30 protein-coding genes are annotated in these 26,161 nt (G+C 69.0%); 11 read left to right on the plus strand and 19 right to left on the minus strand.

What is annotated here, in order from left to right; all coding sequences use genetic code 11:
- The first annotated feature begins 162 nt into the window (after nucleotides 1–162).
- Nucleotides 163–531 (plus strand): YciI family protein, encoded by a 369-nt coding sequence (locus tag OX958_RS20175; protein ID WP_270130517.1) that lies wholly within the window; start codon nucleotides 163–165, stop codon nucleotides 529–531.
- Nucleotides 531–1,730 carry an RNA polymerase sigma factor gene (locus OX958_RS20180; RefSeq protein WP_270130518.1) on the plus strand — a complete coding sequence of 400 codons (1,200 nt, stop codon included), beginning with the start codon at nucleotides 531–533 and terminating at the stop codon, nucleotides 1,728–1,730. The genes OX958_RS20175 and OX958_RS20180 overlap by 1 nt, the downstream gene beginning before the upstream one ends.
- A 9-nt stretch (nucleotides 1,731–1,739) precedes the next feature.
- On the opposite strand, the gene OX958_RS20185 is transcribed toward OX958_RS20180, so the two are convergent.
- Nucleotides 1,740–2,105 carry a VOC family protein gene (locus OX958_RS20185; RefSeq protein ID WP_270130519.1) on the minus strand — a complete coding sequence of 122 codons (366 nt, stop codon included), beginning with the start codon at nucleotides 2,103–2,105 and terminating at the stop codon, nucleotides 1,740–1,742.
- Between the two features lie 81 nt (nucleotides 2,106–2,186).
- Here OX958_RS20185 and OX958_RS20190 point away from each other — a divergent pair, with 81 nt between their 5' ends.
- On the plus strand, nucleotides 2,187–2,816 hold the full coding sequence (locus OX958_RS20190) for a histidine phosphatase family protein (RefSeq protein ID WP_270130520.1): 630 nt from the start codon (nucleotides 2,187–2,189) through the stop codon (nucleotides 2,814–2,816).
- Here the strand turns inward: OX958_RS20190 and OX958_RS20195 are convergent.
- Nucleotides 2,785–4,266, minus strand: coding sequence for an aminotransferase-like domain-containing protein (locus OX958_RS20195; RefSeq protein ID WP_270130521.1), 1,482 nt, complete (start codon nucleotides 4,264–4,266; stop codon nucleotides 2,785–2,787). The genes OX958_RS20190 and OX958_RS20195 overlap by 32 nt on opposite strands.
- Between OX958_RS20195 and OX958_RS20200 the strand changes: the two genes are divergently transcribed.
- Nucleotides 4,265–5,161, plus strand: a complete 897-nt coding sequence (locus OX958_RS20200; protein ID WP_270130522.1) for a DMT family transporter — start codon at nucleotides 4,265–4,267, stop codon at nucleotides 5,159–5,161. The genes OX958_RS20195 and OX958_RS20200 overlap by 2 nt on opposite strands.
- Nucleotides 5,162–5,226: 65 nt before the next feature.
- Here the strand turns inward: OX958_RS20200 and OX958_RS20205 are convergent, their stop codons facing one another.
- Complete coding sequence (locus tag OX958_RS20205) at nucleotides 5,227–5,844, minus strand: acyltransferase (protein WP_270130523.1); 618 nt, start codon at nucleotides 5,842–5,844, stop codon at nucleotides 5,227–5,229.
- Between the two features lie 216 nt (nucleotides 5,845–6,060).
- On the opposite strand from OX958_RS20205, the gene OX958_RS20210 reads away from it, so the two are divergent.
- Both OX958_RS20210 and OX958_RS20215 read left to right on the plus strand, forming a co-directional pair.
- Nucleotides 6,061–7,269, plus strand: coding sequence for a riboflavin synthase (locus OX958_RS20210; protein WP_270130524.1), 1,209 nt, complete (start codon nucleotides 6,061–6,063; stop codon nucleotides 7,267–7,269).
- Nucleotides 7,269–7,970, plus strand: coding sequence for a class I SAM-dependent methyltransferase (locus tag OX958_RS20215; protein ID WP_270139109.1), 702 nt, complete (start codon nucleotides 7,269–7,271; stop codon nucleotides 7,968–7,970). The genes OX958_RS20210 and OX958_RS20215 overlap by 1 nt, the downstream gene beginning before the upstream one ends.
- Nucleotides 7,971–8,012: 42 nt before the next feature.
- On the opposite strand, the gene OX958_RS20220 is transcribed toward OX958_RS20215, so the two are convergent.
- Entirely contained in the window at nucleotides 8,013–8,873 is an 861-nt protein-coding gene (locus OX958_RS20220) for an LLM class flavin-dependent oxidoreductase (protein ID WP_270130526.1), read from the minus strand.
- Nucleotides 8,874–8,883: 10 nt separating this feature from the next.
- Entirely contained in the window at nucleotides 8,884–9,906 is a 1,023-nt protein-coding gene (locus tag OX958_RS20225) for an aldo/keto reductase (protein WP_270130528.1), read from the minus strand.
- 137 nt (nucleotides 9,907–10,043) lie between these two features.
- Between OX958_RS20225 and OX958_RS20230 the strand changes: the two genes are divergently transcribed.
- Together OX958_RS20230 and OX958_RS20235 are read left to right on the plus strand one after the other, a co-directional pair.
- Nucleotides 10,044–10,631, plus strand: coding sequence for a TetR/AcrR family transcriptional regulator (locus tag OX958_RS20230; protein WP_270130530.1), 588 nt, complete (start codon nucleotides 10,044–10,046; stop codon nucleotides 10,629–10,631).
- Nucleotides 10,632–11,096: 465 nt separating this feature from the next.
- Nucleotides 11,097–11,363, plus strand: a complete 267-nt coding sequence (locus tag OX958_RS20235; protein ID WP_270130532.1) for a hypothetical protein — start codon at nucleotides 11,097–11,099, stop codon at nucleotides 11,361–11,363.
- A 1,005-nt stretch (nucleotides 11,364–12,368) separates the two neighbouring features.
- Here OX958_RS20235 and OX958_RS20240 read toward each other — a convergent pair.
- Together OX958_RS20240 and OX958_RS20245 are read right to left on the minus strand one after the other, a co-directional pair.
- Nucleotides 12,369–13,976: a DNA polymerase Y family protein gene (locus OX958_RS20240; RefSeq protein WP_270130533.1), complete on the minus strand. Its 1,608-nt coding sequence runs from the start codon at nucleotides 13,974–13,976 to the stop codon at nucleotides 12,369–12,371.
- Complete coding sequence (locus tag OX958_RS20245) at nucleotides 13,976–14,755, minus strand: hypothetical protein (RefSeq protein ID WP_270130535.1); 780 nt, start codon at nucleotides 14,753–14,755, stop codon at nucleotides 13,976–13,978. Before OX958_RS20245 ends, OX958_RS20240 begins: the two co-directional genes overlap by 1 nt.
- Nucleotides 14,756–14,967: 212 nt before the next feature.
- Between OX958_RS20245 and OX958_RS20250 the strand changes: the two genes are divergently transcribed.
- Genes OX958_RS20250 through OX958_RS20260 form a run of 3 tightly spaced genes read left to right on the plus strand, consistent with a single transcriptional unit; the run spans nucleotide 14,968 to nucleotide 15,964 of the window.
- A complete protein-coding gene (locus OX958_RS20250; RefSeq protein ID WP_270130537.1) occupies nucleotides 14,968–15,348 on the plus strand; it encodes a hypothetical protein in 381 nt (126 codons plus the stop codon).
- 17 nt (nucleotides 15,349–15,365) lie between these two features.
- Nucleotides 15,366–15,830: a PPOX class F420-dependent oxidoreductase gene (locus OX958_RS20255; RefSeq protein WP_270130538.1), complete on the plus strand. Its 465-nt coding sequence runs from the start codon at nucleotides 15,366–15,368 to the stop codon at nucleotides 15,828–15,830.
- Nucleotides 15,755–15,964 (plus strand): mycothiol transferase, encoded by a 210-nt coding sequence (locus OX958_RS20260; RefSeq protein WP_270130539.1) that lies wholly within the window; start codon nucleotides 15,755–15,757, stop codon nucleotides 15,962–15,964. Before OX958_RS20255 ends, OX958_RS20260 begins: the two co-directional genes overlap by 76 nt.
- A gap of 34 nt (nucleotides 15,965–15,998) precedes the next feature.
- Here OX958_RS20260 and OX958_RS20265 read toward each other — a convergent pair whose 3' ends face one another.
- The 12 genes from OX958_RS20265 to OX958_RS20320 form a co-directional block, all read right to left on the minus strand.
- Nucleotides 15,999–16,691: a GntR family transcriptional regulator gene (locus OX958_RS20265; RefSeq protein ID WP_270130540.1), complete on the minus strand. Its 693-nt coding sequence runs from the start codon at nucleotides 16,689–16,691 to the stop codon at nucleotides 15,999–16,001.
- Between the two features lie 122 nt (nucleotides 16,692–16,813).
- Nucleotides 16,814–17,776: a quinone oxidoreductase family protein gene (locus tag OX958_RS20270; RefSeq protein ID WP_270130542.1), complete on the minus strand. Its 963-nt coding sequence runs from the start codon at nucleotides 17,774–17,776 to the stop codon at nucleotides 16,814–16,816.
- Nucleotides 17,777–17,855: 79 nt separating this feature from the next.
- Complete coding sequence (locus OX958_RS20275) at nucleotides 17,856–18,779, minus strand: amidohydrolase family protein (RefSeq protein ID WP_270130544.1); 924 nt, start codon at nucleotides 18,777–18,779, stop codon at nucleotides 17,856–17,858.
- Nucleotides 18,769–19,161, minus strand: a complete 393-nt coding sequence (locus OX958_RS20280; protein WP_270130546.1) for a cupin domain-containing protein — start codon at nucleotides 19,159–19,161, stop codon at nucleotides 18,769–18,771. The genes OX958_RS20275 and OX958_RS20280 overlap by 11 nt, the downstream gene beginning before the upstream one ends.
- Nucleotides 19,161–20,738, minus strand: coding sequence for an FAD-dependent monooxygenase (locus OX958_RS20285; RefSeq protein ID WP_270130548.1), 1,578 nt, complete (start codon nucleotides 20,736–20,738; stop codon nucleotides 19,161–19,163). Before OX958_RS20285 ends, OX958_RS20280 begins: the two co-directional genes overlap by 1 nt.
- Complete coding sequence (locus OX958_RS20290; protein ID WP_270130549.1) at nucleotides 20,739–21,473, minus strand: SDR family NAD(P)-dependent oxidoreductase; 735 nt, start codon at nucleotides 21,471–21,473, stop codon at nucleotides 20,739–20,741.
- Entirely contained in the window at nucleotides 21,470–22,180 is a 711-nt protein-coding gene (locus OX958_RS20295) for a GntR family transcriptional regulator (RefSeq protein WP_270130551.1), read from the minus strand. The genes OX958_RS20290 and OX958_RS20295 overlap by 4 nt, the downstream gene beginning before the upstream one ends.
- Complete coding sequence (locus tag OX958_RS20300; protein WP_270130553.1) at nucleotides 22,177–23,049, minus strand: fumarylacetoacetate hydrolase family protein; 873 nt, start codon at nucleotides 23,047–23,049, stop codon at nucleotides 22,177–22,179. Before OX958_RS20300 ends, OX958_RS20295 begins: the two co-directional genes overlap by 4 nt.
- Before the next feature lie 57 nt (nucleotides 23,050–23,106).
- Nucleotides 23,107–23,502, minus strand: coding sequence for a RidA family protein (locus OX958_RS20305; protein WP_270130554.1), 396 nt, complete (start codon nucleotides 23,500–23,502; stop codon nucleotides 23,107–23,109).
- Nucleotides 23,502–24,590, minus strand: a complete 1,089-nt coding sequence (locus tag OX958_RS20310) for an Ldh family oxidoreductase (RefSeq protein ID WP_270130556.1) — start codon at nucleotides 24,588–24,590, stop codon at nucleotides 23,502–23,504. The genes OX958_RS20305 and OX958_RS20310 overlap by 1 nt, the downstream gene beginning before the upstream one ends.
- A complete protein-coding gene (locus tag OX958_RS20315; protein ID WP_270130558.1) occupies nucleotides 24,587–25,366 on the minus strand; it encodes an ABC transporter permease in 780 nt (259 codons plus the stop codon). The genes OX958_RS20310 and OX958_RS20315 overlap by 4 nt, the downstream gene beginning before the upstream one ends.
- Complete coding sequence (locus tag OX958_RS20320) at nucleotides 25,363–26,160, minus strand: ABC transporter ATP-binding protein (RefSeq protein WP_270130559.1); 798 nt, start codon at nucleotides 26,158–26,160, stop codon at nucleotides 25,363–25,365. The genes OX958_RS20315 and OX958_RS20320 overlap by 4 nt, the downstream gene beginning before the upstream one ends.
- Nucleotide 26,161: the final 1 nt, after the last annotated feature.

Genomic DNA, 26,161 nt, shown 5'->3' on the forward strand with positions numbered 1-26,161 from the left:
ACACCGGGGCAGCCCTGGTTCTTCCCTGATCAGGTGAACGCATTCACAACGGCAGGGCTACGTCCTTTGCGGACCGGTGACCCGAAGGTGACCTGATCGAGATCACCGGCCGCGCACCCTGCCGGTTCTAGGCTGGCCGGAGTTCCGTCGAGGGGAGACGCCGTGAAGTTCCTGGTGCTGATCTATGCCAATCCCGAGTCCCGGAAAGTGTGGGACGGGCTGTCGGCCGAACAGAAGTCCGAGTCGATGACCGGCTACACCGCACTGAACGACGCGCTCGAGGCCAGTGGCGAACTCGTCGCTTCGGAGTCGCTCGGCGATCCGGGGAGCACCAAACAGGTGGTGTTCCGCGACGGCCGGCCGATGACGACGGACGGTCCGTTCGCCGAGGTGAAGGAACAGCTGGCCGGCTTCTACCTGCTGGACTGCGACAGCATGGACCGCGCGCTCGAGATCGTGCCGCAGATCCCGGAGGCGCCGTTCAGCATCGTCGAGGTGCGGCCGGTCCGGGATCTGAGCTCCTTCAGCTGATGCCATCGGTCGAGCAACTGCTGCGTGAGTTGGCGCCGCAACTCGTCGGCCCGCTCGTACGCCGGTACGGCGGGTTCGACGCCTGCGAGGACGCAGTACAGGAAGCCTTGCTGGCCGCCTCGCAGCAGTGGCCGGCCGACGGCGTACCGGACAACCCGCGTGGCTGGCTGATCACCGTCGCGTCCCGGCGGCGCATCGAGATGCTGCGCAACGAGGCATCCCGGCAGCGACGCGAAGAGGCAGTCGCCGGCCTTGAACCGGCGGAGGCCGCGCCGCTTGCGGTGGACGACTCGCTGACGTTGTTGTTCCTGTGCTGCCACCCCGCCCTCACTCCCCCGTCGCAGACCGCGTTGACGTTGCGGGCGGTCGGCGGGCTGACGACCAGCGAGATCGCCCGGGCGTTCCTGGTGCCGGAGTCGACGATCGGTCAACGGATCAGCCGGGCCAAAGCGGCGATCAAGGCGAGCGGCGCGGAGTTCCGGATGCCGCCGCCCGCCGAGCTGCCGGAGCGGCTGACCGCGGTACTGCAGGTGCTCTACCTGATCTTCAACGAGGGCTACACCGCGAGTTCGGGCGAGAGTCTGCACCGGGTCGAGTTGAGCGCCGAGGCGATCCGGCTGACCCGGCAACTGTCCGGGCAGCTGCCGGGCGAGGGTGAGGTCGCCGGGCTGCTCGCTCTCATGCTGCTGACCGACGCCCGCCGCCCCGCCCGGACCTCCCCGGACGGCGCGCTGATCCCGCTGCCCGAGCAGGACCGGTCGCGCTGGCTCGCACCGTTCATTGCCGAGGGCACCGAACTCGTCACGACAACGTTGCGCACGGCACCGATCGGCCCGTACCAGCTCCAGGCCGCGATCGCCGCGGTGCATGCGGAGGCGGCCCGCTCCGAGGACACCGACTGGCGCCAGATCCTCGTCCTCTACGAACTCCTGGAGACGCTCACTCCGGGCCCGATGGTGAGTCTCAACCGCATCGTCGCGCTCGCGATGGTGCACGGCCCGGAGTACGGGCTCCAGCGCCTGGCCGCCGCGGAGCTCGCGCTGAAGGGTCATCACCGCGTGGAGGCCGTCCGCGCGCACCTCTTGGAGCTCTCCGGCGACCTCGCCGCCGCCCGTGAGTCCTATCGGCTGGCGGCCCGCCGGACTCTCAGTCTGCCCGAACAGCGCTACCTGACCTCACGGGCCGACGAACTACTTTGAGCGGTCGATCTACGGCCAGGTCTTCGCGCGCCCGGCGAAGTACTCAGGCGTGGTGTGGACGGGGATCACGCAGACCAGATGCCCACCCGGCGCCCGCAATGTGTGACCCCCCTGCCAGCTCGACACTTCGACGGCGCCGAGCGCTTCCAGCCGCGCGACCTCGGCCGCGACGTCGTCCGTTTCGATGTCGAAGTGGTACCGCGGCTGGTCGTCGACCGCCTGGATCGCGGTGACGAACCCCGGCAACGCATCCTTCAGCACCGTGTACTGCGGCTGCCCGTCCTCGGCCTCCGTCTCGACCCCCAGCGCGGCCGACCAGAACGCCACCGACTCCCCCGCCTGCTCCGTCGGCACATCGATCAGAAAAGTAGACACCCGGCTCCTGTGCATGCCTGGCAGGTACCCAGCCCGCGGCCACCGATTCCCGGCGTTTCGCCGGCTGAAAGGAGTTCCGGCATGAGGAACATCTTCGTCGTCGTCCACCCGGAGGCGAGCCACCACACGGACGGACTCGTCGGAGGCTGGTTCGATTCCGGCCTGACCGAACTCGGCACTCGGCAGGCCGGCGCCATCGCGCGGGCTCTGGCCGACCGCCTGGACGGGAGGAAGCCCGAGATCTTCTCCTCGGACCTCTCCCGCGCACGGCGTACCGCGGAGGTCGTCGCGGCCCGCGCGAACACCAGCATCACGACCGACCCGGACTTGCGTGAGAAATCGTTCGGGGAGGCCGAGGGCAAGCCGAAGGAGTGGCTCAGGGCGCGCAGCGTTCCACTTCCCGACGTGGGTGAGCGTCTTCGCCATGACGAGGGAATCCCCGGTGCGGAGACGCGGATGCAGCTTGCTGAGCGTTGCTATCGCGCGCTGGCGCGGATCCTGGAGTCGCCGGTGGAGGACCAGATCGTCGTCACCCACGGCGGTCCGGTGACGCTGCTGATCGCTGCGTGGATCGGAATGCCGATCGAGGCGGCGGGCCGGGTCCAGTTCCCGTGCGCGTCCGGCAGCATCACCACCCTGCGCAAGGATCCACGAAACTTCAGCCACCAACTGGTGCAGCTCAACGACGTCGGTCACTTGCTTCAGGCCTGAGTTCCTGCAGTGACGTCAGAGCTTGGTGGAGGCGGTGGATGCCTTCGGTCAGGTGGGTGGTGCCGGGGGTGCTGACGTAGCTCAGGCGGAGGTAGGGGGCCGGCGCTTCGGCGGTGAAGTACGGCGTACCGGAGGAGACGGCGACGCCGTGGCGCAAGGCGTTGGCAGCGATGGCTCGTTCGTTCGATCCGTCGGGCAGCCGTAGCCAGAGGTGGTAGCCGCCTCGGGGCGTGGTAGCCGGAAGCAGGTCGGGCAGGGTTTGGCTCAGGGCTTTCAGCAGCGTCGTACGGCGGTCGCGCAGCGCGTCGGCGAGGTTGCGGAGGTGGCGGGTCCAGGCTGGAGAGCCGACCAACTCAAGTGCTGTTTCCTGCAACGGCCTGGGCACGAAGAGGCTGTCGACGGCCTGTATCGCGCGTAGCCGCTCGAAGGCAGGACCCCGAGCGGTCAAGGCTCCGATGCGAAGGCTGGGAGAAGCCGCCTTGGTCAGCGACCGCACATGGACCACAACACCGTCCGGGTCGTCTGCCGCAAGCGCCTGCGGCAGTGGCGGCGTGTCCGAGTGAACCAGCCGACGAGCGAAGTCGTCTTCGATGACGAAGGCCCCCGCTGCTCTGGCGATGTCCCGCACCTCAGTACGCCGCTGCGGCGACAGCACCGTCGCTGTCGGGTTGTGGAAGAGCGGCTGGCAGACGAAGACTCGTGCACGAGTGGCGGCGAAGGCGTCCTCCAGCAGGTCTGTCCGTACGCCGTCAGCGTCCACCGGCACTGGGACAGGCCGCAGCCCGGCGGCACGAGCGACAGCGAGCATGCCGGGGTAGGTGGGCGACTCCACGAGTACTGGCGACCCAGGCGCAGCCAGGGCACGCAGTGCTGTAGTCAAGGCGCTCTGGGCCCCCGCAGTGATCAGTACGTCGGACGCGTCCAGCGAACCGGACAGTCCGCCGATGTCGCGTGCGAACCACTCCCGCAGCTCAGTGACTCCCTCAACCGGCGGCCGCGACCAGGTGCCGGGCCTGCGACCGGCCCTGGCCAGCGCAGCGGCAAGAGCGCGCTCTGGTTGGAGTACTACGTTGAGGTAGCCGCCATTGAGGTCGATCACCTCCGGTGGCGGGGAGGTGAGGGTGGCGAGCACTCCGGCCGCGTCCGCAGTACGGGGACCGACATCTAGCGCGGAGTGAGGTGGGTCGGCGCTCAAGGCGACCTCTTGCCAGGAGACATCGCCAGCAGCGGCTCTGCGGCGTACAGCTGCCTTGAAGACGCCGGCGCCCGGCTGAGAGCTGACCAGCCCTTCGGCAGCGAGTGCAGCGATCGCCCGAGAGACCGTCACCGGGCTGACCTGGTACTGCGTGATGAGCGCCCTGCTCGACGGAATCTTCTCCCCTTCCGAGTAGCGGTCCAGCTCGTCGCGCAACGCCGCGACCAGACGCGCCACACTGCTACTGTCGTTCATGACAGCACAAGATAGCGCTACTCTCCCGACCGCGATAACAGTGCGCACCGGCACGCTGCTCGCTACGCTCGGAGTCGTCGCCTTCTCGCTCAGCTTCCCGGCGACTGTCTGGGCGTTGGACGGATTCGGGCCGTGGACGTCGACCGGCGTACGGGGGTCGCTTGCTGGGCTTCTCGCCGCGATCTGTCTGTTCGTGGCTCGGGTGCCGGTGCCTGGGCGCGAGCACTGGCCAGGTCTGCTCACAGTGGCCGGCGGCTGCGTAATCGGCTTCCCGCTGCTGACCACACTCGCACTGCAGACCTCCTCGACCGCGCACTCAGCCGTAGTGATCGGCATCCTGCCGCTGGCGACTGCTGTCTGCTCTGCGTTCTTGACCGGCCGACGGCCATCCCCTGTCTTCTGGGCAGCCGCCTGCGCCGGGGCGGCAGCCGTCGCCGCCTTCACCTTGCTACAGAGCCACGGCCTGCCGACTCTCGGCGACGCCTATCTTTTCGGCGCACTACTACTCTGCGCGGCCGGCTACGCCCAAGGCGGCCGCCTTGCCTCCCACATCCCCGGCTGGCAGGTCATCGCCTGGGGCGTAGTCGCCGCACTCCCGGTATCCGCCGCCGTCGCCGCCCTGGCTCTCCCCCACGAACCGGTGCACCTGACGAGCAAGGCAGTAGCCGGTATGGCGTACATCGCCGCCATCTCCCAATTCGGCGGCTTCATGGCGTGGTACCGCGGCATGGCCCTCATCGGCGTCCCCAAAGCCAGCCAACTCCAACTGGCCCAACCCCTCATGACCCTGGCCTGGGCAGTCCTCCTGATGGGCGAGCACCTCTCGCCGCTCGCACTGGTCACCGCTCTCGTCGTACTCGCTTGCATCGCCACCACCCAACGCAGCCGCGCGTAGCCTCTCCCAGATGATCGCCGTACCCGAGGTGTTCGCCCGCTCGACAGTCGGACTGGTGGAGGTGCTCACGGAGTAGCCGTCGACCCCGCGTCGGCGTCCGGGTAGGTGATCGGTCGGAGGACCTTGGCCGGGGCGCCCGCGGCGACGGAGTACGGCGGGATGTCCTGGGTGACGACGCTGTTGGCGCCGATCACGCACCTCTCGCCGATCGTCACGCCGCTGGTGACGACCACGTTCGCGCCCAGCCAGACGTTGTCGCCGATCCGGGTCGGGCCCTTGGAATCGAACCCCTGCCAAGGCACCGGGCGGTTCGGGTCGTCGAACCGGTGGTTGGCGTCCGTCACGAAACAGCCGTTGGCCAGCATGCAGTGCGATCCGATCTCGACCAGCTCGAACGCCGCGACCATCACCGCGACGTTGAGAAAGGTCCCCGGCCCGATCCGCACCCGGGCCTCGTCGCCCATCGTGATCCACACGTTCGGCTCGAACATCACCTCGGCCCCGACCTCGAGCCGCCCGTCCCGCAAGGCCTCCAGGACGTTCCCGTGCAGCGGCCACCGAGCGAACGCCCCGCGACGCATCAGTTCCCAGTGGATCCGCCCGCGGTTCCACGGCAGCTCGTTCCGCTGGTACCAACGCCACTTCCGCAGCCACACCACCAACTGCTCCCGAAGCTCCGCCACACCCGCCAGGCTACGCGGCCCTCTTCGACCCGCGTTGTGCTTTACTGCGTACCGGTGAGATTCCAAGGTGTGACGGCGGGGAGCGATCCCCGGCCCATCAGCTCCGTAGCTGTGACGGAGTAATCCGGCAACCGCCGGAGCCACGCGGTGATACTCCGCTCCTGCTCGGATCCGGCTGGGTCCCTGGTTGATCTCGTCACCAGAGGTAGCAAACGCATGTTCACAGGAAGAATCGAGCACTCCGCCACCGTTTCCGAGGTCGGCGAGGACTTCGTCCGGGTCAGGATCGATCCCGGCATCCGGCTGGCCGTCGGCGGGGCCGTCTGTCTGGACGGCGTCCGGCTGACGATGCAGTCGGCGCAGCGCGGTGAGCTGGTGGCGACCGTCACCGACGAGACCCGCCGCCGGACCACCCTGGACCGGATCACCGCCGGCAGTTCGGTCCACTTCGAGTTGCCGCTCGCGACCGGTGACCGGATCGACGGGCACCTGGTCCAGGGACACGTCGACGGGGTCGGCAAGGTGCTCCGGATCGATGACGAACCGGCCGGCCGGCGGGTCTGGATCAAACCGGGTGAGCGGCTGCTGGCGCGGCTGGTCGCGAAATCCTCGGTGGCGCTGAACGGGGTCAGCCTGACCGTGGCCGAGGTGCTCAAGGACCGGTTCTCGCTGGTACTGGTTCCGCATACGCTGCAGCGGACCAACCTGGCCACCCTGGCTGCCGGCGACCGGGTCAACCTGGAGAGCGATCTCTTGACCCGGATGGCTCGTGACGGTCAGGGCCCCGCCCTGCTGAAGGCGATCGCCAAGCTGCCCTGGGCGGGGCACCTGAGCGGACCGGCCGGAGTACAGAAGGTGGTCGCCCAACTGGCCGACGGCGGTGGAGTGGTCGTGTGGGATCCCACCTTGGAAGGCGAAGGAGATGTCGTTTTCGCGGCCGAGAGGTTCCGGCCTCAGTCGATGACCTTCCTGCTCACTCAGGTGTTCGGTCACACGACGGTTCCGTGTGCTCCGGAGGTGCTGGATCGCTTGGAGATTCCTCGGATGCCCGGCGCCGGAGACCGGCAGGGGACGCTGATGCATGTTCCGGTGGATCTGGCTTCGTCGCCCGGAACCGGGGTGAGTGCCGCGGATCGCGCCGCGACGATTCGCCGGCTGGCCGCGAGCGACGCCGTACCGGGTGACTTTCTGCGTCCCGGCCATGTGTTCCCACTGGCTGCCCGGCCGGGACTGCTGAGCGAGCGGAAAGGTCATACCGAGGCAACCGTCGCCCTGTGTACGGCGGCCGGCCTCGCCCCGGTCGGGGTTTGCTGCGAGGTGATGCGGCCCGACGGGGCGATGGCCGACGCGGTCGACCTGGAGCAGTTCGCACTGCGCTGGGAACTGCCGATGATCGACGTCGACGACCTGGCCCGGTGGCTGTGATGAAAGGCGCCGACCTGTACGACGATCCCGACTTCCTGGCCGGCTACCAGCGGCTGAGGAGGGAGGGACTCGGGCTGAACGACGAGCTGGAGATTCCGGCGATGGCCGCGCTGCTCCCGCCGGCCGCCGGGTTGCGGGTGCTCGATCTTGGATGTGGTGAGGGCGGACTCGCCCAACGGCTGGCGGTCGGTGGCGCTGTCGGCGTTCTGGCCGTGGACGCCTCGGCGGCGATGCTGGCCACCGCGGTGCGGCATCCGCGGATTCGTTACCGGCAGTCGGACCTGGCCACGCTGGAGCTCACGCCGGAGTCGTTCGATCTCGCGGTGAGCAGTCTGGTGCTGCACTATCTGGAGGATTTCGACGGACTGGTCGGCCGGATCAGCCGGTGGCTGGCCCCTGGTGGGCGCTTCGTGTTCTCGGTCGAGCACCCGGTGGTCACGGCGCCGCTGGAGGCCGCTGACGGCCGGCTGGACGACTACGCGGATGAGGGCCCACGGCAACGAAAGTGGTTCGTCGACGAGGTGACGAAGTACCACCGGACCGTTTCGTCGATGGTGGGGACGCTGCGGCGGCACCGTTTTCAGCTGGCCGCGGTCGAGGAGCCGCAGCCGTCGGAGGAACAGGTGCGGAGAAAGCCGCACCTGTCGATCCACCGCCGCCGGCCACCGCTCTTGCTGATCTCGGCCGGCCTTCAGTCCTGATCGGACTGGCGAACGTCCTCTCCCTGGAAGGCGGTCGGCCGACTACCGAATGAGTTCCTCGGCCACCCACTTGGCGACGCCGAAGGGATAAGGCGCCGGCAGACTGAGGACGACATGCCGGAAACCGGCATCGGTCGCGTTGGCGATCGCCTCCCGGGTGGCCGCGGGAGCGTCGTACGAGACCGGCAGGTGAATCGAGCGGATGATCGCCGCCGGGTCTCGGCCGATCTCGGCGCAGTACCGGTCGAGGAGGGCGCTGCGATCGATGGCGTCGCCCAGGTTCTCGCCCGTGTGGTTCCAGATGTCGGCATGTTCGGCGACCACCCGCAGCGTCGAGGCCGCCCGGCCGCCGATCATGATCGGCGGGGAGGGCTTCTGGACGGGCTTCGGGTTGCAGAAGGCGCCAGTGACGCTGACCTGGTTGCCCTGGAAGTCGAACGGCTCCGTCTCGGTCCACAACCGCCGGATGACCAGACAAGCCTCGCTCAGCCGCTCCACCGCCTGGGCAGCGTCGAGGTACGGCAGACCGTGCGCGTCGTACTCGCGGCGGGCCATTGGAACGCTGGGCCTCGACCCCGCCCCGATCCCGAAGTCCAGCCGCCCGCCGGAGACGATGTCGACAGTGGCAGCGATCTTGGCCAGCAACGCCGGCGGCCGGATGCGGTTGCTCGTGACCAGCAACCCGAGTCGCAGGCGCCGGGTCTGGGCGGCCAGTGCCGACAGCAGCGTCCAGCCTTCGAGGATCGGGCCGTCCGGATCACCGCCGATCGGCATCAGATGATCGAACAACCACGCGTGCTCGATCTCGGGGATCTCGTCCGCCTCGCGCCAGACCCGCAGTACGTCGTCGTACGCGACCTGCTGCGGCGCGGTCAGGATGCCGAAACTTGCGGTCCGGGACATAAAACTCCTCTCAGCGACGCCGGCGCAGTGCCGGGTCGAGCAGGGCCGGCGGTACGTCGAACTTCTCCTGCGGAGCGAGGTCGGTGCCAGGGGCAACGATCTCGTCGATGGCGTCGAGCAGGTCGGCCGGCAGAACGGTGTCGGCGGCAGCGAGCTGCGACTGCAGGTGGTCCAGCGTGCGCGGGCCGATGATGGCGCTGGTGACGGCGGGGTGCGCGGTGACGAATCCGAGCGCGAGCTGGATCAGCGTCAGGCCGGCCTGGTCGGCCAGCTTCGCCAGCCGCTCCACCGCGTCGAGCCGCGCCCGGTTGGACGGGATAGTCAGGTCGAAACGCTCCGGCAGCACCCCGGAGCGATTGGTAGCGATCTCCCGGCCCTCGCGAACCGCGCCCGACAGCCAGCCTGAAGCCAGCGGGCTCCAAGCCAGTACGCCGAGTCCGTACTCCTCGGTCACGGGCAGGACGTGCGTCTCGACTCCACGCTGCAGGATCGAGTAGCTGGGCTGCTCGGTGACGTAGCGGCTCAAGCGGTGCTCTCGGGCGGCCCACTCGGCCTGCACGATCCGGTACGCCGGGAACGTCGAGCTTCCGAAGTACCGGATCTTCCCGGCGCGCTGCAGGTCGGTCAGCGCCGAGAGCGTCTCCTCGTCGCTGGTCGTCGGGTCCCAGCGGTGGATCTGGTAGAGATCGACGTGGTCGACGCCGAGCCGGCGCAGGCTGTTGTCGAGTTCGGTGACCAGCCAGCGGCGCGAACTGCCCCGATGGTTGCGCTCGTCCCCCATCGGCATGGTCGCCTTGGTGGCCAGCACGAGATCGTCGCGGCGGCCGGCGATCGCCTTGCCGACGAACTCCTCGGACTGCCCCTGGCTGTACATGTCGGCCGTGTCGATCAGGTTGATACCGCCTTCCAGCGCGGCGTCGACGATGGCCGTCGCCTCGTCCTGGGTGGTGCGGCCGATCTGGCCGAAGTTCATCGCGCCGAGTACGAGCGTGCTGACCTGTACACCGGTGCGACCGAGAGTGCGGTACTGCATGACTGTTCCTCCGTCGTCGGGGTTGGTTCCGGTACGCCTGATCTGGCATCATCGGAGAGAAGCGGAACCTCGTTCCGCTAACCAACATACGGAACGGTGTTCCGTTTGCCAAGTGGAGCGATGGAGGAATCGAGGCTGTGGCCGATCAGGACCGCGAATCAGGCACGCCCTCGCCGCGAAAACGGGCCGATGCCCGGCGCAACGAGGAGACGTTGCTGAGCGCGGCCGCCGCGACCTTCGTCACCTCGGGCGTCGACGCACCCATGCGGGACATCGCGGCGAAGGCCGGCGTCGGAGTGGGCACGATCTACCGGCACTTCCCCACCCGGGCCGACCTCATCGTCGCTGTCTACCGGCATCAGGTCGAAGCGTGCGCCGAGGCCGGGCCGGCTCTCTTGGCCGACTCCGCTACGCCGCACGCTGCTCTGGCAAGCTGGATCGATCTCTTCGTCGACTTCCTGGTCACCAAACACGGCCTCGCCGGCGCACTGCAGTCCGACGACACCGCCTTCCAGACGCTGCACGCGTATTTCGTCGAGCGACTCGTCCCGGTCTGCAGCGACCTGCTCGACGCCGCCGTCGCGGCGGACGAGATCCGCTCCGACATCAACGCCCTGGAACTGATGCGTGCCGTCGGCAACCTGTGCATCGGCGCCGAAACCTCCCCGTTCTACGACGCGCGGCGCATGGTCGCGCTGCTTGTCGCGGGGTTGAGAGTTCGGTAGCTGCTAGACGTCACACGAGCAGCAACTGCTGTTCGCGTCGCCGAATCTGTTGCTGCCGGTTTGCTGCAGTCCCTTGCGGGGCGGCCGCTCGTCGCGGCACCAGCAACTCGTCGGTGCACGCTGCACAAGCAGGAACTGCTAGCCGAGCTAGCCACCTGAGCGGTTCCCTGCAGTACGGCAGGTAACTGGTCGCGGCGGAAGCTGGACGCGTGCATATTGGCCCAAGCTGCAACTCGCCGCAGCAGAAGCTGATTGCGTACATGTGTAGCAGTTGCCCGCCGTACGGCAGCAACTGGTCGCGGCAGAACCGAACGCGTGCATGTTGCCCGAGCAGCAGCTCGCCGCAGTAGAAGCTGGATGCGTGCATGCACAGCAGTTGCCCGTCGTACCGCAGTACCTAGTCGCGTCGAAACTAGACGCGTGCACGTTGACTCAAGCTGCAAACTCGCCGCAGTAGAAGCCGGGGTGCGTACGAGGCAGCAGTTGCCGCCGTACGGCAGCACCTGGTCGCGGCGGAAGCTGGACGCGTGCACGTCACCCAAGCAGCAGCTCGCAGCAGGAGCTGGTTGCGTGCATGTGCAGCGGTTGCCCGCCGTACGGCGGCACGGCAACTGGTCGCGCCAGAGGCTGGATGCGTGCATGTTGCCCAAGCTGCAACTCACCCAGCAGAAGCTGGATGCGTTCATGTGCAGCAGTTGCCTGTTGCAGGTGCTGGTCGCGTTGACGTTGTAGCACCGACAGCACGCTGCCGCGGGAGCTGGACGCGACATGTTGTACACACAGACGCTCGGCGTGGCGGAAGCTGGCGGACGAGGACCGTGCGTGGAAGCAGAGGTAGTGGGAGGTCACCCTGGCGCCGACCACGTTGCTGCGGACTGGCCCGAACCGGGTCGAGAACGGGATGACGATCACCCTGGTCCGCGCCGAGCAACTGCTTGCTGATCGGCATGGACAAGCGGGTGCGTCGGCTCGACATCAAGACCCAGGCAGGTGGCCGAGAACTTGGAGAGGCTCGTCGGCCAACCTGCTCACCTACCTGTCCACAACGCGCAGACTTGTCGCACGCTGGTGCCGCCGACCGGCTGAGGCTGGCCGGCGGCACTGCGTTGTCGTCGCTCGGTGGCGCAGTGGCAGGCAGCCAGCAGGTGGCGCCTTGCGCATGAGACGTGCCGTTGAGCGGACAGATGATGCCGCTGACGGTGGGCCGCGAGCAGGTGCCAGCGGGCGCACGACAGGTGGCGTTGGACCGGAAGTTGCCGCCGTTGCCGGCGGGCAGTGCGCAGCCGTCGATGGAAAGCACGGCTGGACAAGCCGCAAGCACCGGTCGTCCGGCGCGCGCCGGACAGATTGCGGGCGCCGCTCAGGGAGCGGGCGCCGGCCAGGTGACGCACTCCAAACAGGTGGCGAATACCGGCTAGGTGGCGGACACCAGACAAGCGGCGGACGCGAGACAGGTAACGGGCACCGGCCAGGTGACGCACTCCAAACAGGTGGCGAGTACCGGCTAGGTGGCGAGCACCAGGCAAGCGGCGTGCACCCGACAGGTAACGGGCGCCGAACAGGTGACTGGCACCGGTCAGGGAGCGGGCACCAGGCAGATGGCGTGCGCCGGCTAGGTGATGCGCGCCGAACAAGGTTCGCGTACCGGACAAGAGCCGAGCGCTGCTCAGCCGGCGGGCGCTGCTCAACTGGCGGGCGGCCAAGAGTCTGCACTGGGTGGCAGGTGGTAGCGGTTGGTCAGTCATAGCCGGCCTCTGTCCACCATTGGTTGTTGCGGACGGCGAAGAGCCAGGCTCGGCCGTCGGCGCCGACCAACTGGAAGCGGGCCAGGCGGGTTTCGGTGTCGGTGTCCCACCAGCGTTCGTCCACCGGCCAGGGGCCGGCCCAGGCGGTGATCGGGTACAGCTTGTTGCTGTTGGCAACTTGTGGGGAGGGTTCGAAGCGGAAGGCCGCGGGGGGGCCGGACAGGACGCCGCGGGCGCTCACCGAAACTTGGCGGCCGTCTGACGAGAGCACCGTGGCCGGCTTCGGTGTCGGGTAGATCGAGCTGGGTGCCGGTGTCGGCCAGCGGCTTCCGGTGCCGGTGATCGCGCCCGGCCACGGGAGCTCCGGTGCATTGGCCGGCACCGGCCGATCCCCCCAGGGGACCAGAGTCTGCCGCTCTCGAAAGCCTCGGCCGCCGCCGACCACTGCGGAGACGACTCCGCCGTGACCGAGCATGCTCTGCACCCGGGACAGCGCGCGGTGGATCCGCTCGTCGGGGCCACCTCCCCAGAGGCCGTCGACGTGGGCGCCGACGGGATCGACCTGCTCGGGGATCAGCCGGATCCGCACCACCGGCGAGGTCAGCTCACTCGTTGCCGTCCCGCTGCCCTGCAGTTGCCAGCGAACCCGGTCGACGAGATCGGCGGGGCCGAACCAGCGGGGATGCAGCCACTCCCGGTCGTACACCTGGCCCGACTCCGTGCCGACCTCGACGCGCAGGGTGGTGCAGACCAGGCCGAGCTTGGTCAGCTTCTCGATCAGCTCGTCCGCGACCGCCCGGACGGCGAACGCCACCTGGTCCACGCGATCCACCGGTGGCTCGAAGTCGAGCTTGCGGGTCAGCTCGGGCGGCGCCTGCCGAGCGACCACTGGCCGGTCGTCGTCCCCTCTCGCCAGCCGGTGTGCGAAGGCGCCGTCCGGTCCGAACCTGGTCAGCACCTCGGTCGGCGACAACCGCGCGAAGGCACCGAGCGACCGGAGCCCGAGTCGCCGGAGCAGGTCGGTGAGGGCCGGCCGCTCCAACGTGTCGACCGTGAGCGGCGCGAGGAACTCCGCCGATCCACCGCTCGGGATCACCAGCACCCGCGTCCGCTCCGAACTCCCCCGGGCTGCCTGCTCAGCAGCGAACGGCCCGTCGGCGATCCCGACCCGCCCACCCGGTACGTCGAACGTCTCGAGCCGATCGAGCAGCTTCTCCGCGGCCCTCGACTCGCTCCCGTAGAACCGGCTCGGGCCACGGGCCTTCAGCGCGCACATCCCCGGCCGGATCACCTGGAGCCCCGGTGTGAGCGCCTCCAGGCAACTGATCACCGGATCGAAGGCGCGGGTGTCGATCACCGGGTCGTACTTCAGCACCAGCAACTCCGGACACCGCGACTGCGCATCGCGGGCCCGCAAACCTCGCCGAACCCCCTCGGCCCGGGCAGCCGCCGAACTGGCCAGCACCCGTCCCTTCGCCAGCACCGCGACCGGAGCCTCCGGCGAACAGCCGGCAGCTCCGGCAGCAGCCGTCACCGGCCAGTCCGGTATCCACACCACCATCGTCCGGGTCGGCGAGCTCGGCTGAGTCATGGCGCCCATCAGCCCACCGCCTCCCACCGGTAAGGAGCTTCGAACGCACGGGTCGCCTCGGCCGGATCGGTCGGGCGGACGGTGCCGTCAGGAGCCGGGAGCCAGAGGTGGTGCTGTTGAGACCGGACGCCGGCGCCTCGACCGGTCACGGCGACAGTGGCCTGGCGGGCGGTCAAGTAGCCTTCCCCCTCGCCGAGACCGAGCCAGGTGGTGGACTGAACCTCCAGACGAGCTTCACTGCCCGGCCAGGAGCCGACCGCGATGAGCATCGCGCCCCGGGTGCGCAGGCGCGCCGACAGCCGGGACGCCTCCCCTGGTGTCACCTCTCCGGGTGGGCGGACCACCACGACCGTCAGGGCGTCGACCAGGGCCGCGACCACACTCAGCCAGTCGCGCTCCGGATCGGGAACGAGCACCAGGCGATCGAGGTCGACGCCGAGACCGCGAGCCGCCTCCACGCCGAACGACGGCATCCCGACCACCCCGCACCAGGCCCCCTCGGCCGACGGGCCGGCCATCATCGCCATCACCAGCGAGGTGGAGCCGCGCACGGAGTACACCGAGCCACCGCGCAGTACGGCGCCGGACAGCAGGCCGGAGATGGCCGGCAGAGTTGGCAACCCCCGGTCGACGGTGGCAGTATCCAGCGCTTGCTGGACCCGCGTCTCACTCGTCCGCGGCGCCAGCACGGTCGGCGCCACCAGCTCCTCCGACGCCTCCTGAAGCCGGGCAGCCTTTTGCTCCTTGGCCCGGGCGAGCAGGGTGCGCGCCTGATCCAGCGCGGTCACCCGGCCCCGATCAGCCGGACGCGTAGGCAGCTCAGTCGCAGAAGTCCCCGTCACTCCCCCATGTTCGAACACCTGTTCGACTCCTGTCAATCGCCACGCCGGAGCTGTGGACAACCCGTCCGGACGACACCGCTCCGGACCTAGACTCGGCCGCTCGAAGGGCCGCCTGGAGAAGCTGGACCCGGTGGCCGGCTCCGGTGAAAGGATCAGACGTGCAGGAACTTCTGGCGGAGGTCGAGCGGCATCACGAGGACCTCGCTCGCTGGCTGGGCAGCGAGGCCGAGCCGGCTCTGCTCGAGGCGCTCCGGCAGGCGCACCGGCCGGAGTTCACACTGATCGCGCTCGACGGCAGCAAACTCGGGTTGCCGGCGCTGATGGAGGCGCTGCGTGGCGCGCGGAACGCCGTACCGCGGCTGAAGATCGGGATCGACGACTTCGAGGTGGTGGCCAGGACCGCCGAGGTCGCCGTCTGCCGGTTCCTCGAACTGCACTCGGCCGGGTCACCCCGGCGCACCACCGCGGTACTGGTCGCCGAGGCCGGTGCGCGGCACGGGGTCCGGTGGCTCAGCGTGCAGGAGACCGCGGTGCTTTGATCTGAGAAGGTGGGGGCATGCCGAGATCGATTGCCACCAATACCCAGGTCGACACCGACGCGCTGCTGGAGTTCGTACGGCCGCGTCATCACATGCTGCTGATCACCCGCCGGGCCGACGGTACGCCGCAGGCCTCGCCGGTGTCGGGTGGCGTCGACGCCGAGGGACAAATCGTCATCTCGTCGTACCCGGAGCGGGCCAAGAGCAACAACGTGAAGCGGGACCGGCAGACCAGCGTGGTGGTGCTCTCCGACGACTGGGACGGCCCGTGGGTCCAGGTCGACGGGAGCGGCGAAGTGATCGAGTTGCCGGCGGCGGTCGAGCCGCTGGTCGACTACTTCCGGTCGATCTCCGGTGAGCACCCGGACTGGGACGAGTACCGCGAAGCGATGCGGAAGCAGGGCAAGTGCCTGATCCGCATCACCCCCGAGCGCTGGGGCCCGGTCGCCACCGGCGGCTTCCCCGCCCATCTGGCCGACTGATCCTCGGTGGTGCGCCGGCGACAGGTGGCTGCGGGTCGGGCCGGTTGCTGCTTCACCTGATCCAAGAAACTGCTCGGCATGCCGGTCACACGGACATTCTTCGGGAGCAGCTCGACGGAGCCGTCGGTCGCTGAGCGAGGTCGCTCCGGCTCCGCGGCGGGCGTAAGGTCAGTCCTTGGTGTAGCGGCGAGCCATGGTCTCGGTGATGCGCTGCATGGCGCCTTCCAGGTGTTCGCGGAGTGCCGCTTCGGCGCCTGGTTCGTCGTGGGCGAGGCAGGCGTCGAGAATCGCCTGGTGCTCGCGGCGGGTCTGCTCGATCCGGGCTTTGGTCTGGCGGGAGCCGAAGCGGTAACGCTCGCTGTTCTGCCAGACCGGCTCGATCGCGCGCGGCAGCCAGCGGGAGCCACCGGCTCGGTAGATGGCGAAGTGGAACTCGGTGTGTGCCTGCCGGGAGGCGATGATGTCGCCGGCCTTCGAGAGGCGGACGTGCTCGGCCAGGGCCGCGCGGGCGAGGTCGGCGTCGGCATCGCTGAAGCGGCTCGCCGCAGCCCGTACGGCGAGGGTCTCCAGCGCGAGCCGGGTCTCGTGGGTGTCGCGCAGGTCCTCCATCGAGAGTTCCCGGACCCACGCGCCCTTGTGCGGCACGATCTCGACCAGCCCGAGCGCCTGCATCCGGCGTAACCCCTCGCGGATCGGCATCTGGCTCATGTCGAGGCGCTTGGCCAGCTCCTCCAGCCGCAGCGCGGTACCGCTCGGAAGCTCACCGGACAGGATCAGCTCGTGCAGCTCGGCAGCCGCTTCCTCCGCCAAGGTACGCCGGCCGCTCGGCCCCCCGGGCGTGAGCTCGAGTCGTCGGGTCATGGGGTGTTGGCTGCCTCTCTCCATCACTGCATGCGCATCTGGGAGGCAACCGTAACCGGCCGTGGGCGATCTTTGGCACATCTGTCCAGATTGCCCGCGGCCGCGTCATCGCCACCGTGTCCTCAGAACCTCCCGAGATCGAGCAGCACCCGCCGGTCCGCGGGCCCGGCGGCCAGCAGATCCAGCGCGTCCTCCACGAACGGCGCCGCGACGATCTCCAGCTCCGGCCGCACCCCCGACGGCGCGATGTCGGCCAGTACCTGGCTGACCGTCCCCGGCTCGATCGTCGTCCGCTGCATGTTCACCGGCAGCACCCGCAGGTCCCGGCCGATCAGCTGGTGCAGGTCCAGCGTGGCGAACTCCCCGGCCGTGTAGCCGAGCGCCACCAGCCGTCCGCCCGGCGTGATGTGACTCATCACCCCACTGGTCACCGGTCCCCCGACCGTGTCGATCGCCGCGTTGCACCACGGCAGTTCGCGGCCGACCTGGCCCAGTTCGTCGACGCGGACGATCTGGTCCACCAGCCCGTTCAGCTGCTCGACCGACTCGTCACTGCGCGCCAGGCCGATCACCTTCATCGCCCCGGCTGCCCGGGCCACCGCCACACACAGCCGCCCGACCAAACCGGTGGCGCCGGTGACGACCACCGTCTCGTTCTCGACGATCTGCCCGACCCGGCGTACTGCGGTGTGCGCGGTCAGCGCGGGCGCCAGCATCGCCACGGCAGCAGCCGCATCCAGCCCAGCAGGCAGCAGATGCACCGACCCGTTCGGTACGACGGCCAGCTGACCCCACGTGCCCGGCCTGGACACCCCGACTCCCCCACCACGGATCACCACCGGCGTACCGGGCTGGTAGAGCTCCGAGCTGACCACCACCCCGGCCCCCTCGGATCCCGGCACGAACGGCGGCTGCACCTGCTGTGCCAGCTTGCCTGCCAGTACCGTTCGGTCGAGCTGGGTGACGGCGGCGTACTGCATCTCCACCAGCGTCTCGCCCACCCCGGCGACCAGCTCCACCTCCTCGACCTTCAGCTGCTGGCCGGGTCCGTAGCAGCGCAACGCCAATGCCTGTCGCGAGCTCATCCAGCCACCCCCCTCGTCCACGGTCCGGTGCCCCGGATTTGATATCTGATCACATCGAGGTCCTGCAGAAAAGGCCTGTTCACGCGGAAACGGCCCCCTTCTTCAACGGCCGGGTGAGCTGCTCGCACACCGTTGATCGAGCTGCCGCCCGGCCTGCGTCCACCAGATCGCTGCCCATCGGGAACGGCCAGTCACTGCCGGCCAGCACCCGATCGGTCCCGAACGTCGCCCCCAGCAACGCCAGTACTTCGTCGTCGTGCACCAGGTCGTCCACGTAGAACCGCCGCAGGGCCTCGGCCACCGACAGCGAGAGTGGCGCCACCCCTGGCCGGGCCGTGTCGATCCCCCGCTGCCAGCGCCCGGCGAGAGCCGCCGTCACGCCGCCACCGTGGCACAGGCAGAACCTGATGCCCGGGAAACGACCGACCACATCCCCGAAGACCAGTTCGGCCACGGCGAGCCCTGTCTCATAAGGGTTCCCCAGCAGGTTCGACAGGTAGTACCTGCCGAGCCGCTCGTCGTGGCTGTGGCTCGGGTGAATCAAGGTGAAGGCCTCCAGTTCGTGGAGCACCTTCCAGACATCGTCCAGTCCCGCGTAGCCCGCAGTACCGAGGGCGAAGCCGCTGAAGACGCCCTCAGCGGCCAGCGCGGAAGCAACCGAAGCAGCGGCCGGGTCCCCCAGCGGCAACTGCCCGAGCACCCGCAACTGAGGTGTGGCCAGCTCTCGGAGTCCCTGGTTGACCAGCGCGGCCCACTCGACGCCCTGGTCGTAGCGGAACAGCGCCGGCGGTACAGAGACCACGGCGCCGTCCAACGACTGCTCATCGATCCACCGCAGCAGTGCTGCAGGGTCACCCAGCCGCTTCATCGGCAGTCGTTCGCCATCGACCAGCAGGAAGCCGTCCTCGACAGCAAGCCCGAAGGCTCCTTCGGAGGCCGCCGCAAGCACAGTCGGCGGTATCAGGTGCGTGTGGATGTCCCAGCCGGCCATGTCAGCGGGCATCCTCGTCGTTGTCGTAGAACGACGGCCGCACCGGGTAGTGCGGCCCGTCGTAGACCTCCAGCAGGACAGAGGTCTCCTCTGCCATCGTCGGCCCGTGCACGACGCCCTTGGGGTTCCAGTAGAAGCTGCCCTTGGTCAGCGTCGTCCCGGTCGGCAGGTACACGTACCGCCCCGACAGGCAGAACATGAACTGGTTCGACGCGTGCTGATGTGCCTCCGGGATCCCGGAGCCCTGCTCGAAGCGGACCAGCGCGATCGAAGCCTCGGTGACCTCGTCCCGCCAGAGCATCTTGTGCGACAGCCCGGCCAGCGACTTCTCGACCCACTCCAGGTCGTCGGTCTGCAGCAGCACTTCGCTCAGTTGCTCGTCGAAAGACCCCATCAGAGCCCCTCCCTCGGGACGGGCCGGCCGGTGATCCGGGTGTAGAGCTCGTCGGCCACGCCATCGGCCATCGGAGCCACTGCGGCGATATGCCCGTCAGGCCGCACCAGCACGACACTCTCAGCCGGTACGCCGTACCGGCTGGTCGCGATACTGCCGGGATCGAACAGCGAGCGGTCGCGAAGCCCGGAGTCGTGCGGAGCGTCCCACCGGGACACCGCGTAGTGCTTCAGCGCAGGCGAGTCGTTGACGGGTACCGACGGGCGACGCCGTACGTCGGTGAAGTACAGCGCGACGAACGACTCCCTGCACAACCCGTGGATCGTCGTCCGACCACGCGGACCCTGCAGCGCCAGGTCGGGCGCCCTGTCGCCGGCCCGGACAGCAGGCGGCTCCGCACTGGTCATCACCATCGACCAGTCGCCCTCCCCGTCCACATCCAGCCGTACGCCGAGCAACGTGCGCGTGTACGCCGTCGCCCAGTCGCTGCCGGCAGCCGTGACGGCACCACGCTGGTGGGACATGTACTTGCGGGCCGCCTCGGCCATTTCGCCCGAGCCGTTGATCGCCACCGGCCGCTGCTCCTGCTCGTAGCCGTCAAGCAGCGACGGCTCGGCCCAGCCACGCAGTACCCAGGCAAGTCGCCAGGGCAGGTTCGAGGCGTCCAGCGCGCCCGTGTTGAGGCCCAGCGCCCACATCGGGGTGATCAGGTGAGCGGCGTCGCCCATCAGGAACACCTTCCGCTCGGCGGACCAGCGGTCGGCCACCCGGTGGTGCACGTTGTAGACGACCGAGCCGATCAGCTCGATCCGGTCCACCTCGCCGATGAACTGTTTGACCTTCACCAGCATGTCCTCCTCACCCGGCTGGTCCGCACCGGCGGCCAGCGGGAAGAGGAAACGCCAGTTGTCCGGCTGCCGGATCAGCACCATCCACTCGGACCGGTCGGCGAAGTAGGCGAGGTACGGGTAGTCGCGGGCGTTGGAGACGTCGAGGTCGACCACCACGTCGATCAGCATGTACCGCTCCGGCAGGGTCTCCCCCGACACCGTCGCGCCGAGCGCGTCCCGCACCTTGCTCTTGCCGCCGTCGCAGGCCAGCAGGTGCGACGCCTCGAGCTGTCGCACGCCGTCCGGGGTGTCGACCGTCAGCACCACCCGGTCGTCGAGCACCTCGAAGGAGTCGAGCCGGTGCTGCTTGAGCAGCGTGCCACCGGACAGCGCCGCCTCGAGGATCGGCTCCATGTGCTGCTGCGGCAGGTTGATCACGAACGGGAACTGGGTGTCGTTGACCAGCTCGGCCAGCTGCACCGAGGCGCGCGGCGTGTTGGTGGCCCGGTCGATGTCACCGATCTCGTCGATCCGCAGCGCGGCCGCCAGGATGCCCTCCACCGCGCCGTACCGGTCCCAGATCTCCAGTGTCCGGCTCAGCGTGGTGCCCGCCTTGGTGTCCGAGGAGAGCACCGCGTCCTCCTCGAGCAGCACGAACGGTACGCCGTAGTGCGCCAGGCCGAGGGCCGTCGTCAGGCCGATCGGACCGGCCCCGACGATCGCGACGGGCAGCTGCTGGTCAGACACTCAGGACTCCTTGAAGGTCTCTAGCCGGGCGAAGACGCGCTCGCGGGTGAGCTGTGAGCCGGTCATCGCGGCCGCGTCGGACAACAGGAAGAGCAACGGGCCGACCACATCCTCGGGATCGCCGATCCCAGTCGTGTCACGCCAGTGCTCCAGATCGGCACCGATGTTGGCAGAGCGGAACTGCTCGGTGTCGATCACCCCCGGCGCGACCACGTTCACCCGGACCCGGTGCTCGGCCACCTCGGCGGCCAGCGTCCGGGCGAAGGCGGCCAGCGCGGCCTTGCTCGACGCGTACGCCGCCGCGCCGGGGAACCCGGTCGACGCGATCCCCGAGGTGAAGACGATCACCGATCCGCTGCGCTGCTCGACCATCCGCGGGACCACCGCCTGACAGGCCCAGACGACACCGTCCAGGTTCACCTTGAGTGTGCGGGTCCAGTCCTCCGGGTCGATGTCGACCACCGCCGCGCGCGGTTGTACCGCGGCACCGGCGACCAGCCCGTCGATCCGGCCGTGCCGCTCGATGACTCCGCTGACGGCCTTGAGCACGGCTTCACGGTTCGAGACGTCCACCTCGACGTACTCGATTCCTGCGGCCTCGATGCCGAGGGAGATGTCGAAGACGACCGCAGTACCGCCGCAGCCGGCCACTGCAGCCGCCAAAGCCGCACCGATGCCGTGTGCGCCACCTGTGATGACCACGACCTCTCCGGTCGCGTCGAAGCTCGCCCTCATGACGTCTCCTCGCGCTGTGCCTGCTTGGACGTCATCGTCTCGGTGATCCGCTGTACTGCGCCCGCCAGGTGCTTGCGGAGCGCCTGCTCGGCAGCGTCGGCATCACGGGCGACACAGGCATCCAGAATCGCCTGGTGCTCCTGCCGGTTCCGCTCGATCTGGAACGCCGTCTGCCGACTACCGAACCGGTAGCGCTCACTGTTCTGCCAGACCGGCTCGATAGCCCGGGCCAGCCACTGCGACCCGCCGGCCCGATACAGGGCGAAGTGGAAGTCCGCGTGGGCCTGCCGAGCGCCGATCGAGTCCTCCGACCGTGACAGCTGCAGCAGCTCGGCCAGCGCAGTACGGGCCTTCTGCGCGTCCGCGTCGCTGAAATGCTCCGCCGCAGCCCGTACTGCGAGACTCTCCAGCGCCAGCCGAGTCTCGTGGGTGTCGTGCAGGTCCGCCACCGAAAGCTCCCGCACCCAGGCGCCCTTGTGCGGGATGATGTCGACCAGCCCGAGCGCCTCCAGCCTGCGCAGCCCTTCGCGGACCGGCATCTGGCTCATGTCCAGCCGGTTGGCCAACTCGACCAGGCGGAGCGGAGTACCGCTTGGCAGCTCGCCGGACAGGATCAGTTGGTGCAACTCGGCTGCGGCCGTCTCGGCCAACGTACGGCGCCCGCCACGGCCTCCGCCGGGCAGCAACTCCAGCCGGCCGCCGCTCATGAGAGGTCCCGGTAGACCAGGGTGTTGCGCAGCTCGCCGATCTTGTCGGCGCGGGTCACCACCTCGTCGCCCTCGGCAAGGAACACCTGCGGCTCGCGAGCGTTGCCGATCCCGGCCGGCGTCCCGGTCAGCAGCAGGTCGCCGGGGCGCAACGTCATCCCGAACGACAACTCGCTGATCAGCGTCGCCACGTCGTAGGCCATCTGCCTGGTCGAGGCGTCCTGCATCACGACGCCGTTCAGCAGGCACTGCAGGTGCACGTCCTGTGGGTCGCCGAACTCGTCGGCCGTCACGATCCACGGGCCGAGCGGCATGGTCTGGTCGATGCTCTTGCCCTTGAGCCACTGCCCGCCGTGCTGACGCTGCAGATCGCGTTGCGACACGTCGTTGGCCAGCGTGTAACCCCAGACGTGGTCGAGCGCCTCGGCGACCGGGATGCTCCGCCCGGCCTTGCCGATCACCAGGGCGAGCTCCGCCTCGTAGTCCCACTTGGCCGAGATGGCCGGGTCGTAGGCGATCTCGGCGTACGGGCCGATCACCACGTCAGGGCCCTTGGTGAAGAAGGTCGGATGGTCGGGCCGGTCGACGTCCTGGCCCTCGCGCTTGCCCTTGCTCTCCTCGAAGTGGTCCCAGTAGTTCCAGCCGGTGCACAGCACGTCCCGGCGGAACCGCCGCAGCGGGGCCCGCAGCGAGACGGAGGCCAGCGGCAACCTCTCACCGGTCGCCATTTCGTTGCGAACGGCAACCAGCGCGGCCGGGCCGGCCTCGATCACCGAGACCAGGTCGGCCGCCCGCAGCAGGACGACGTCCTCGCCGTCCACCACCCCGGGCCACTCACGCCCGGCGTGCTCGATCGTCACGAACTTCATCTCAGGTCCACTCGACGCCGCGCACTCGGATCACCCGCCTCCGGCTGCGTCCGCCACTCATGGGATCACCGCGATGGCGCTGATCTCGATCAGGTAGTCGGGATGGGCCAGCTTGCTGACCTCGACCATCGTCGAGGCGGGCAGCGGCTCGTGGAAGTACTGTGCCCGGATCTCGTGGATCTTGGCGAAGTCCTCCATGTTGCGGACGTACACGTCCACCCGGCAGACGTCGTCCAGGGTGCCGCCGGCCTCCTGCACCGCGGCCTGCACGTTCTCACAGACCTGCCGGGTCTGCTCCCGCACGTCGCCGACCCCGGCGATGCTGCCGTCCGGGCGGCGTGCCGTCATCCCGGACACGAACACCAGCCGGCCGGTCGCCTCGATCGTGGTCGCCTGCGAGAAGACCCCGTTCGGGCTCCGCAGCGCCGTACTGGTCAGTTGTTTCTTCGCCATCAGTTCAGCACCCCTCCGGTCGGTACGACGGCACCGACTGCTCGCGCAGCCTGCAACAGTCCGTCGAGCCCCGACCTCTCGATCAGTACGCCGTTACGCCGCTGCTCGGCAGCACGCTCGGCCTCGATCTCCCCCGGCACGTAGAGCCGGTCCACTCCCGGAGCCGCCGCGCTGCCACGCACCCGCTCCGCCAGAGCCGACGACCGCTGCCGGAACCCGTCGAGTCCACCCAGCAACTCCGGGTCGATCGCCAGGAACAGGTGAGCGCAGTCGTTCGGCCGATCCGGTTCGCGGTACAGCGGGCGAACCTGGTCGCCCCAGCCGCCACCACTCAGTACGCCGGTCAGCACGTCGATCATCAACGCCAGCCCGAATCCCTTGTGCCCGGCGGCCGGCAGCAGCATCCCCAGCACGGCGGCCTCCGCGTCCGTCGTCGGTACGCCGGCCTGGTCCGTCGCCCAGCCGTCCGGGATCGACCGGCCGGCCGACGCCGCCAGCCGGATCTTGCCCAGGGCAACGGCCGACAACGCCATGTCCAGCACGATCTCCGGGCCACCCTCGGTCGGTACCGCGATCGCCAGCGGGTTGTTGCCGACGATCCGCTCGGCGCCACCGGGCGCCGGCATCAGCGGGGTCGTGTTCGACATCGCGATCCCCAGGCAGCCGGCCTGCGCGGCCTGCACGGCCCAGCGACTGGCCGCACCGAAGTGGTGAGCGTTGCGGACCGAGACCAGGCCGATGCCGTACCTGCCGGCCCGCTCGATCGCGTGCCCCATCGCCTGCGGGCTGGAGAGCTGACCCATCCCGCCACGCGCGTCGACCACCACTGCCGCGCCGGCGTCGTGCAGCAGGTCGAGCTCGTGTTCCCGGGTGACACCGCCCGAGTTCAGCCGTTCGACGTACATCGGGACGAGCATCACGCCGTGCGAGCTGACACCGCGCAGATCGGCCTCGACCAGCGCGACGGCGATCCTGGTCGCGTCGGTCGGCTCGAAGCCCAGCGCGCTGAAGACGGCCGAGACGGTGGCTTCCAGCCACGCGGGCCGGACGAGCACCTGGCGGTCGGCGTCGGAGGCCTGGGTGGTCATCGGGACTCCCGTGCCCAGGGCAGCAGCATGTGCTCCAGCAGTACGAGCCCGTAGAACAAGACGATGGCGACGATGCTGAGCAACGTCATCGCGGCGAAGGCCAGCGCGGTGTCGGCGTTGGCGCCGGAGTTGGTGATCACGTAGCCCAGGCCGGAGGTGGCGCCGACGAACTCGGCGATCACCGACCCGATCACGGCCAGCGAGATCGCCACCTTCAGCCCGGTGAAGATCTGCGGCAGCGCGTACTTGAGCCGCAGCTTGAAGAACTCCTGCGTCTTGCTCGCGTTCAGCGACCGGAGCAGCTCGACCAGCTCGGCCGGGGTCGACTTCATCCCGCTGGCGGTCGAGATCACGATCGGGAAGAAGCAGACCAGCAGCACCATCAGGACCTTCGGCCACTGGCCGAACCCGAACCAGACCACCAGCAGCGGCGCGATCGCGATCTTCGGGATCGCGTTCACGGCCAGCAGCAGCGGGTAGAGCAGCCGCTCGACGATCACCGAGCGGACGATCGCCAGCGCGACCGGTACGCCGACCAGGATCGACAGCGCGAATCCCTCGACGGTCTCCACCAGGGAGACCCAGGTGTGCTCCATCAGGTAGGCGGGCTGAAGCTTGAAGGCGGTGATCACGTCGCCGGGGTCGGGCAGCAGGTAGGAGTCGATCGAGAACACGATGGTGGCCAGCCACCACAGCGCGATGGCCAGCACCAGACCGACGAACGGCAGCAGCACCGCCGCGGTCCGGGAGTCGGCCAGCCAGGAACGTTTGGTCATCGCAGGGCCTCGGGCAGGTCGGCCGGTCGCTCCTGCTCGGACAGCAGGCTGTGCAGCCGGGCGCTGATCTGCGCCACCTCGGTCAGGTGCGCGTTCTGGCCCAGGCTGCGGGGCCGGGGAATCCCGATCTCGACGATCTCGCGCAGCCGGCCGGGCCGCGGCGTCAGCACGACCACCCGGTCGGCCAGTACGACGGCCTCCTCGATCGAGTGGGTGACGAAGACGATCGTGGTGGCCAGTTCCATCTGGATCCGCTGCAGCTCCGCCGACAGTTCGGTCCGGGTCAGCGCGTCGAGCGCCGAGAACGGCTCGTCCATCAGCATCACCTTGGGGCTGCGGATCAGCGACCGGCACAACGACACCCGCTGCTGCATTCCGCCGGACAGCTCGTGCGGGAGCCGGTTCTCGAACCCCTTGAGCCCGACCAGCTCCAGCAACTCGTGTGCCCGGTCCTTGTACTGCGTCTTGTCGCGCTGCTCGTCGCCGCCGGAGATCTCCACCGGCAGCATCACGTTCGACACCACCGACCGCCACGGCAGCAGGGCCGGTCGCTGGAACATGAAGGAGACGTCCCGGCGGGGACCGGTGACGGCCTCACCCGCCACCTCGACCCCGCCGGACGTCGGTGCCAGCAGTCCCGCGATCAGCCGGAGCAGTGTGGACTTGCCACAACCGGACCGGCCGATCAGCGTGACGAACTCGTTCTCCTGGACGTGCAGGTCGATTCCCTCGAGTGCCCGGACCTCTCCCCCGCGGCCTTCGAAGACCTGTCCCACGCCGTCCAGCCGGATCATG

It is taken from the genome of Kribbella sp. CA-293567, from assembly GCF_027627575.1.
Taxonomy (GTDB): domain Bacteria; phylum Actinomycetota; class Actinomycetes; order Propionibacteriales; family Kribbellaceae; genus Kribbella.

What these genes read in the sequence shown, in the direction of transcription:
- OX958_RS20180 (WP_270130518.1), top strand. Translation starts at nt 531, where the DNA reads ATGCCATCGGTCGAGCAACTGCTGCGTGAGTTGGCGCCGCAACTCGTC.
- OX958_RS20190 (WP_270130520.1), top strand. Translation starts at nt 2,187, where the DNA reads ATGAGGAACATCTTCGTCGTCGTCCACCCGGAGGCGAGCCACCACACG.
- OX958_RS20200 (WP_270130522.1), top strand. Translation starts at nt 4,265, where the DNA reads ATGACAGCACAAGATAGCGCTACTCTCCCGACCGCGATAACAGTGCGC.
- OX958_RS20195 (WP_270130521.1), bottom strand. Translation starts at nt 4,266, where the DNA reads ATGAACGACAGTAGCAGTGTGGCGCGTCTGGTCGCGGCGTTGCGCGAC.
- OX958_RS20210 (WP_270130524.1), top strand. Translation starts at nt 6,061, where the DNA reads ATGTTCACAGGAAGAATCGAGCACTCCGCCACCGTTTCCGAGGTCGGC.
- OX958_RS20215 (WP_270139109.1), top strand. Translation starts at nt 7,269, where the DNA reads ATGAAAGGCGCCGACCTGTACGACGATCCCGACTTCCTGGCCGGCTAC.
- OX958_RS20220 (WP_270130526.1), bottom strand. Translation starts at nt 8,873, where the DNA reads ATGTCCCGGACCGCAAGTTTCGGCATCCTGACCGCGCCGCAGCAGGTC.
- OX958_RS20225 (WP_270130528.1), bottom strand. Translation starts at nt 9,906, where the DNA reads ATGCAGTACCGCACTCTCGGTCGCACCGGTGTACAGGTCAGCACGCTC.
- OX958_RS20240 (WP_270130533.1), bottom strand. Translation starts at nt 13,976, where the DNA reads ATGGGCGCCATGACTCAGCCGAGCTCGCCGACCCGGACGATGGTGGTG.
- OX958_RS20255 (WP_270130538.1), top strand. Translation starts at nt 15,366, where the DNA reads ATGCCGAGATCGATTGCCACCAATACCCAGGTCGACACCGACGCGCTG.
- OX958_RS20265 (WP_270130540.1), bottom strand. Translation starts at nt 16,691, where the DNA reads ATGACCCGACGACTCGAGCTCACGCCCGGGGGGCCGAGCGGCCGGCGT.
- OX958_RS20270 (WP_270130542.1), bottom strand. Translation starts at nt 17,776, where the DNA reads ATGAGCTCGCGACAGGCATTGGCGTTGCGCTGCTACGGACCCGGCCAG.
- OX958_RS20275 (WP_270130544.1), bottom strand. Translation starts at nt 18,779, where the DNA reads ATGCCCGCTGACATGGCCGGCTGGGACATCCACACGCACCTGATACCG.
- OX958_RS20280 (WP_270130546.1), bottom strand. Translation starts at nt 19,161, where the DNA reads ATGGGGTCTTTCGACGAGCAACTGAGCGAAGTGCTGCTGCAGACCGAC.
- OX958_RS20290 (WP_270130549.1), bottom strand. Translation starts at nt 21,473, where the DNA reads ATGAGGGCGAGCTTCGACGCGACCGGAGAGGTCGTGGTCATCACAGGT.
- OX958_RS20295 (WP_270130551.1), bottom strand. Translation starts at nt 22,180, where the DNA reads ATGAGCGGCGGCCGGCTGGAGTTGCTGCCCGGCGGAGGCCGTGGCGGG.
- OX958_RS20300 (WP_270130553.1), bottom strand. Translation starts at nt 23,049, where the DNA reads ATGAAGTTCGTGACGATCGAGCACGCCGGGCGTGAGTGGCCCGGGGTG.
- OX958_RS20305 (WP_270130554.1), bottom strand. Translation starts at nt 23,502, where the DNA reads ATGGCGAAGAAACAACTGACCAGTACGGCGCTGCGGAGCCCGAACGGG.
- OX958_RS20310 (WP_270130556.1), bottom strand. Translation starts at nt 24,590, where the DNA reads ATGACCACCCAGGCCTCCGACGCCGACCGCCAGGTGCTCGTCCGGCCC.
- OX958_RS20315 (WP_270130558.1), bottom strand. Translation starts at nt 25,366, where the DNA reads ATGACCAAACGTTCCTGGCTGGCCGACTCCCGGACCGCGGCGGTGCTG.
- OX958_RS20320 (WP_270130559.1), bottom strand. Translation starts at nt 26,160, where the DNA reads ATGATCCGGCTGGACGGCGTGGGACAGGTCTTCGAAGGCCGCGGGGGA.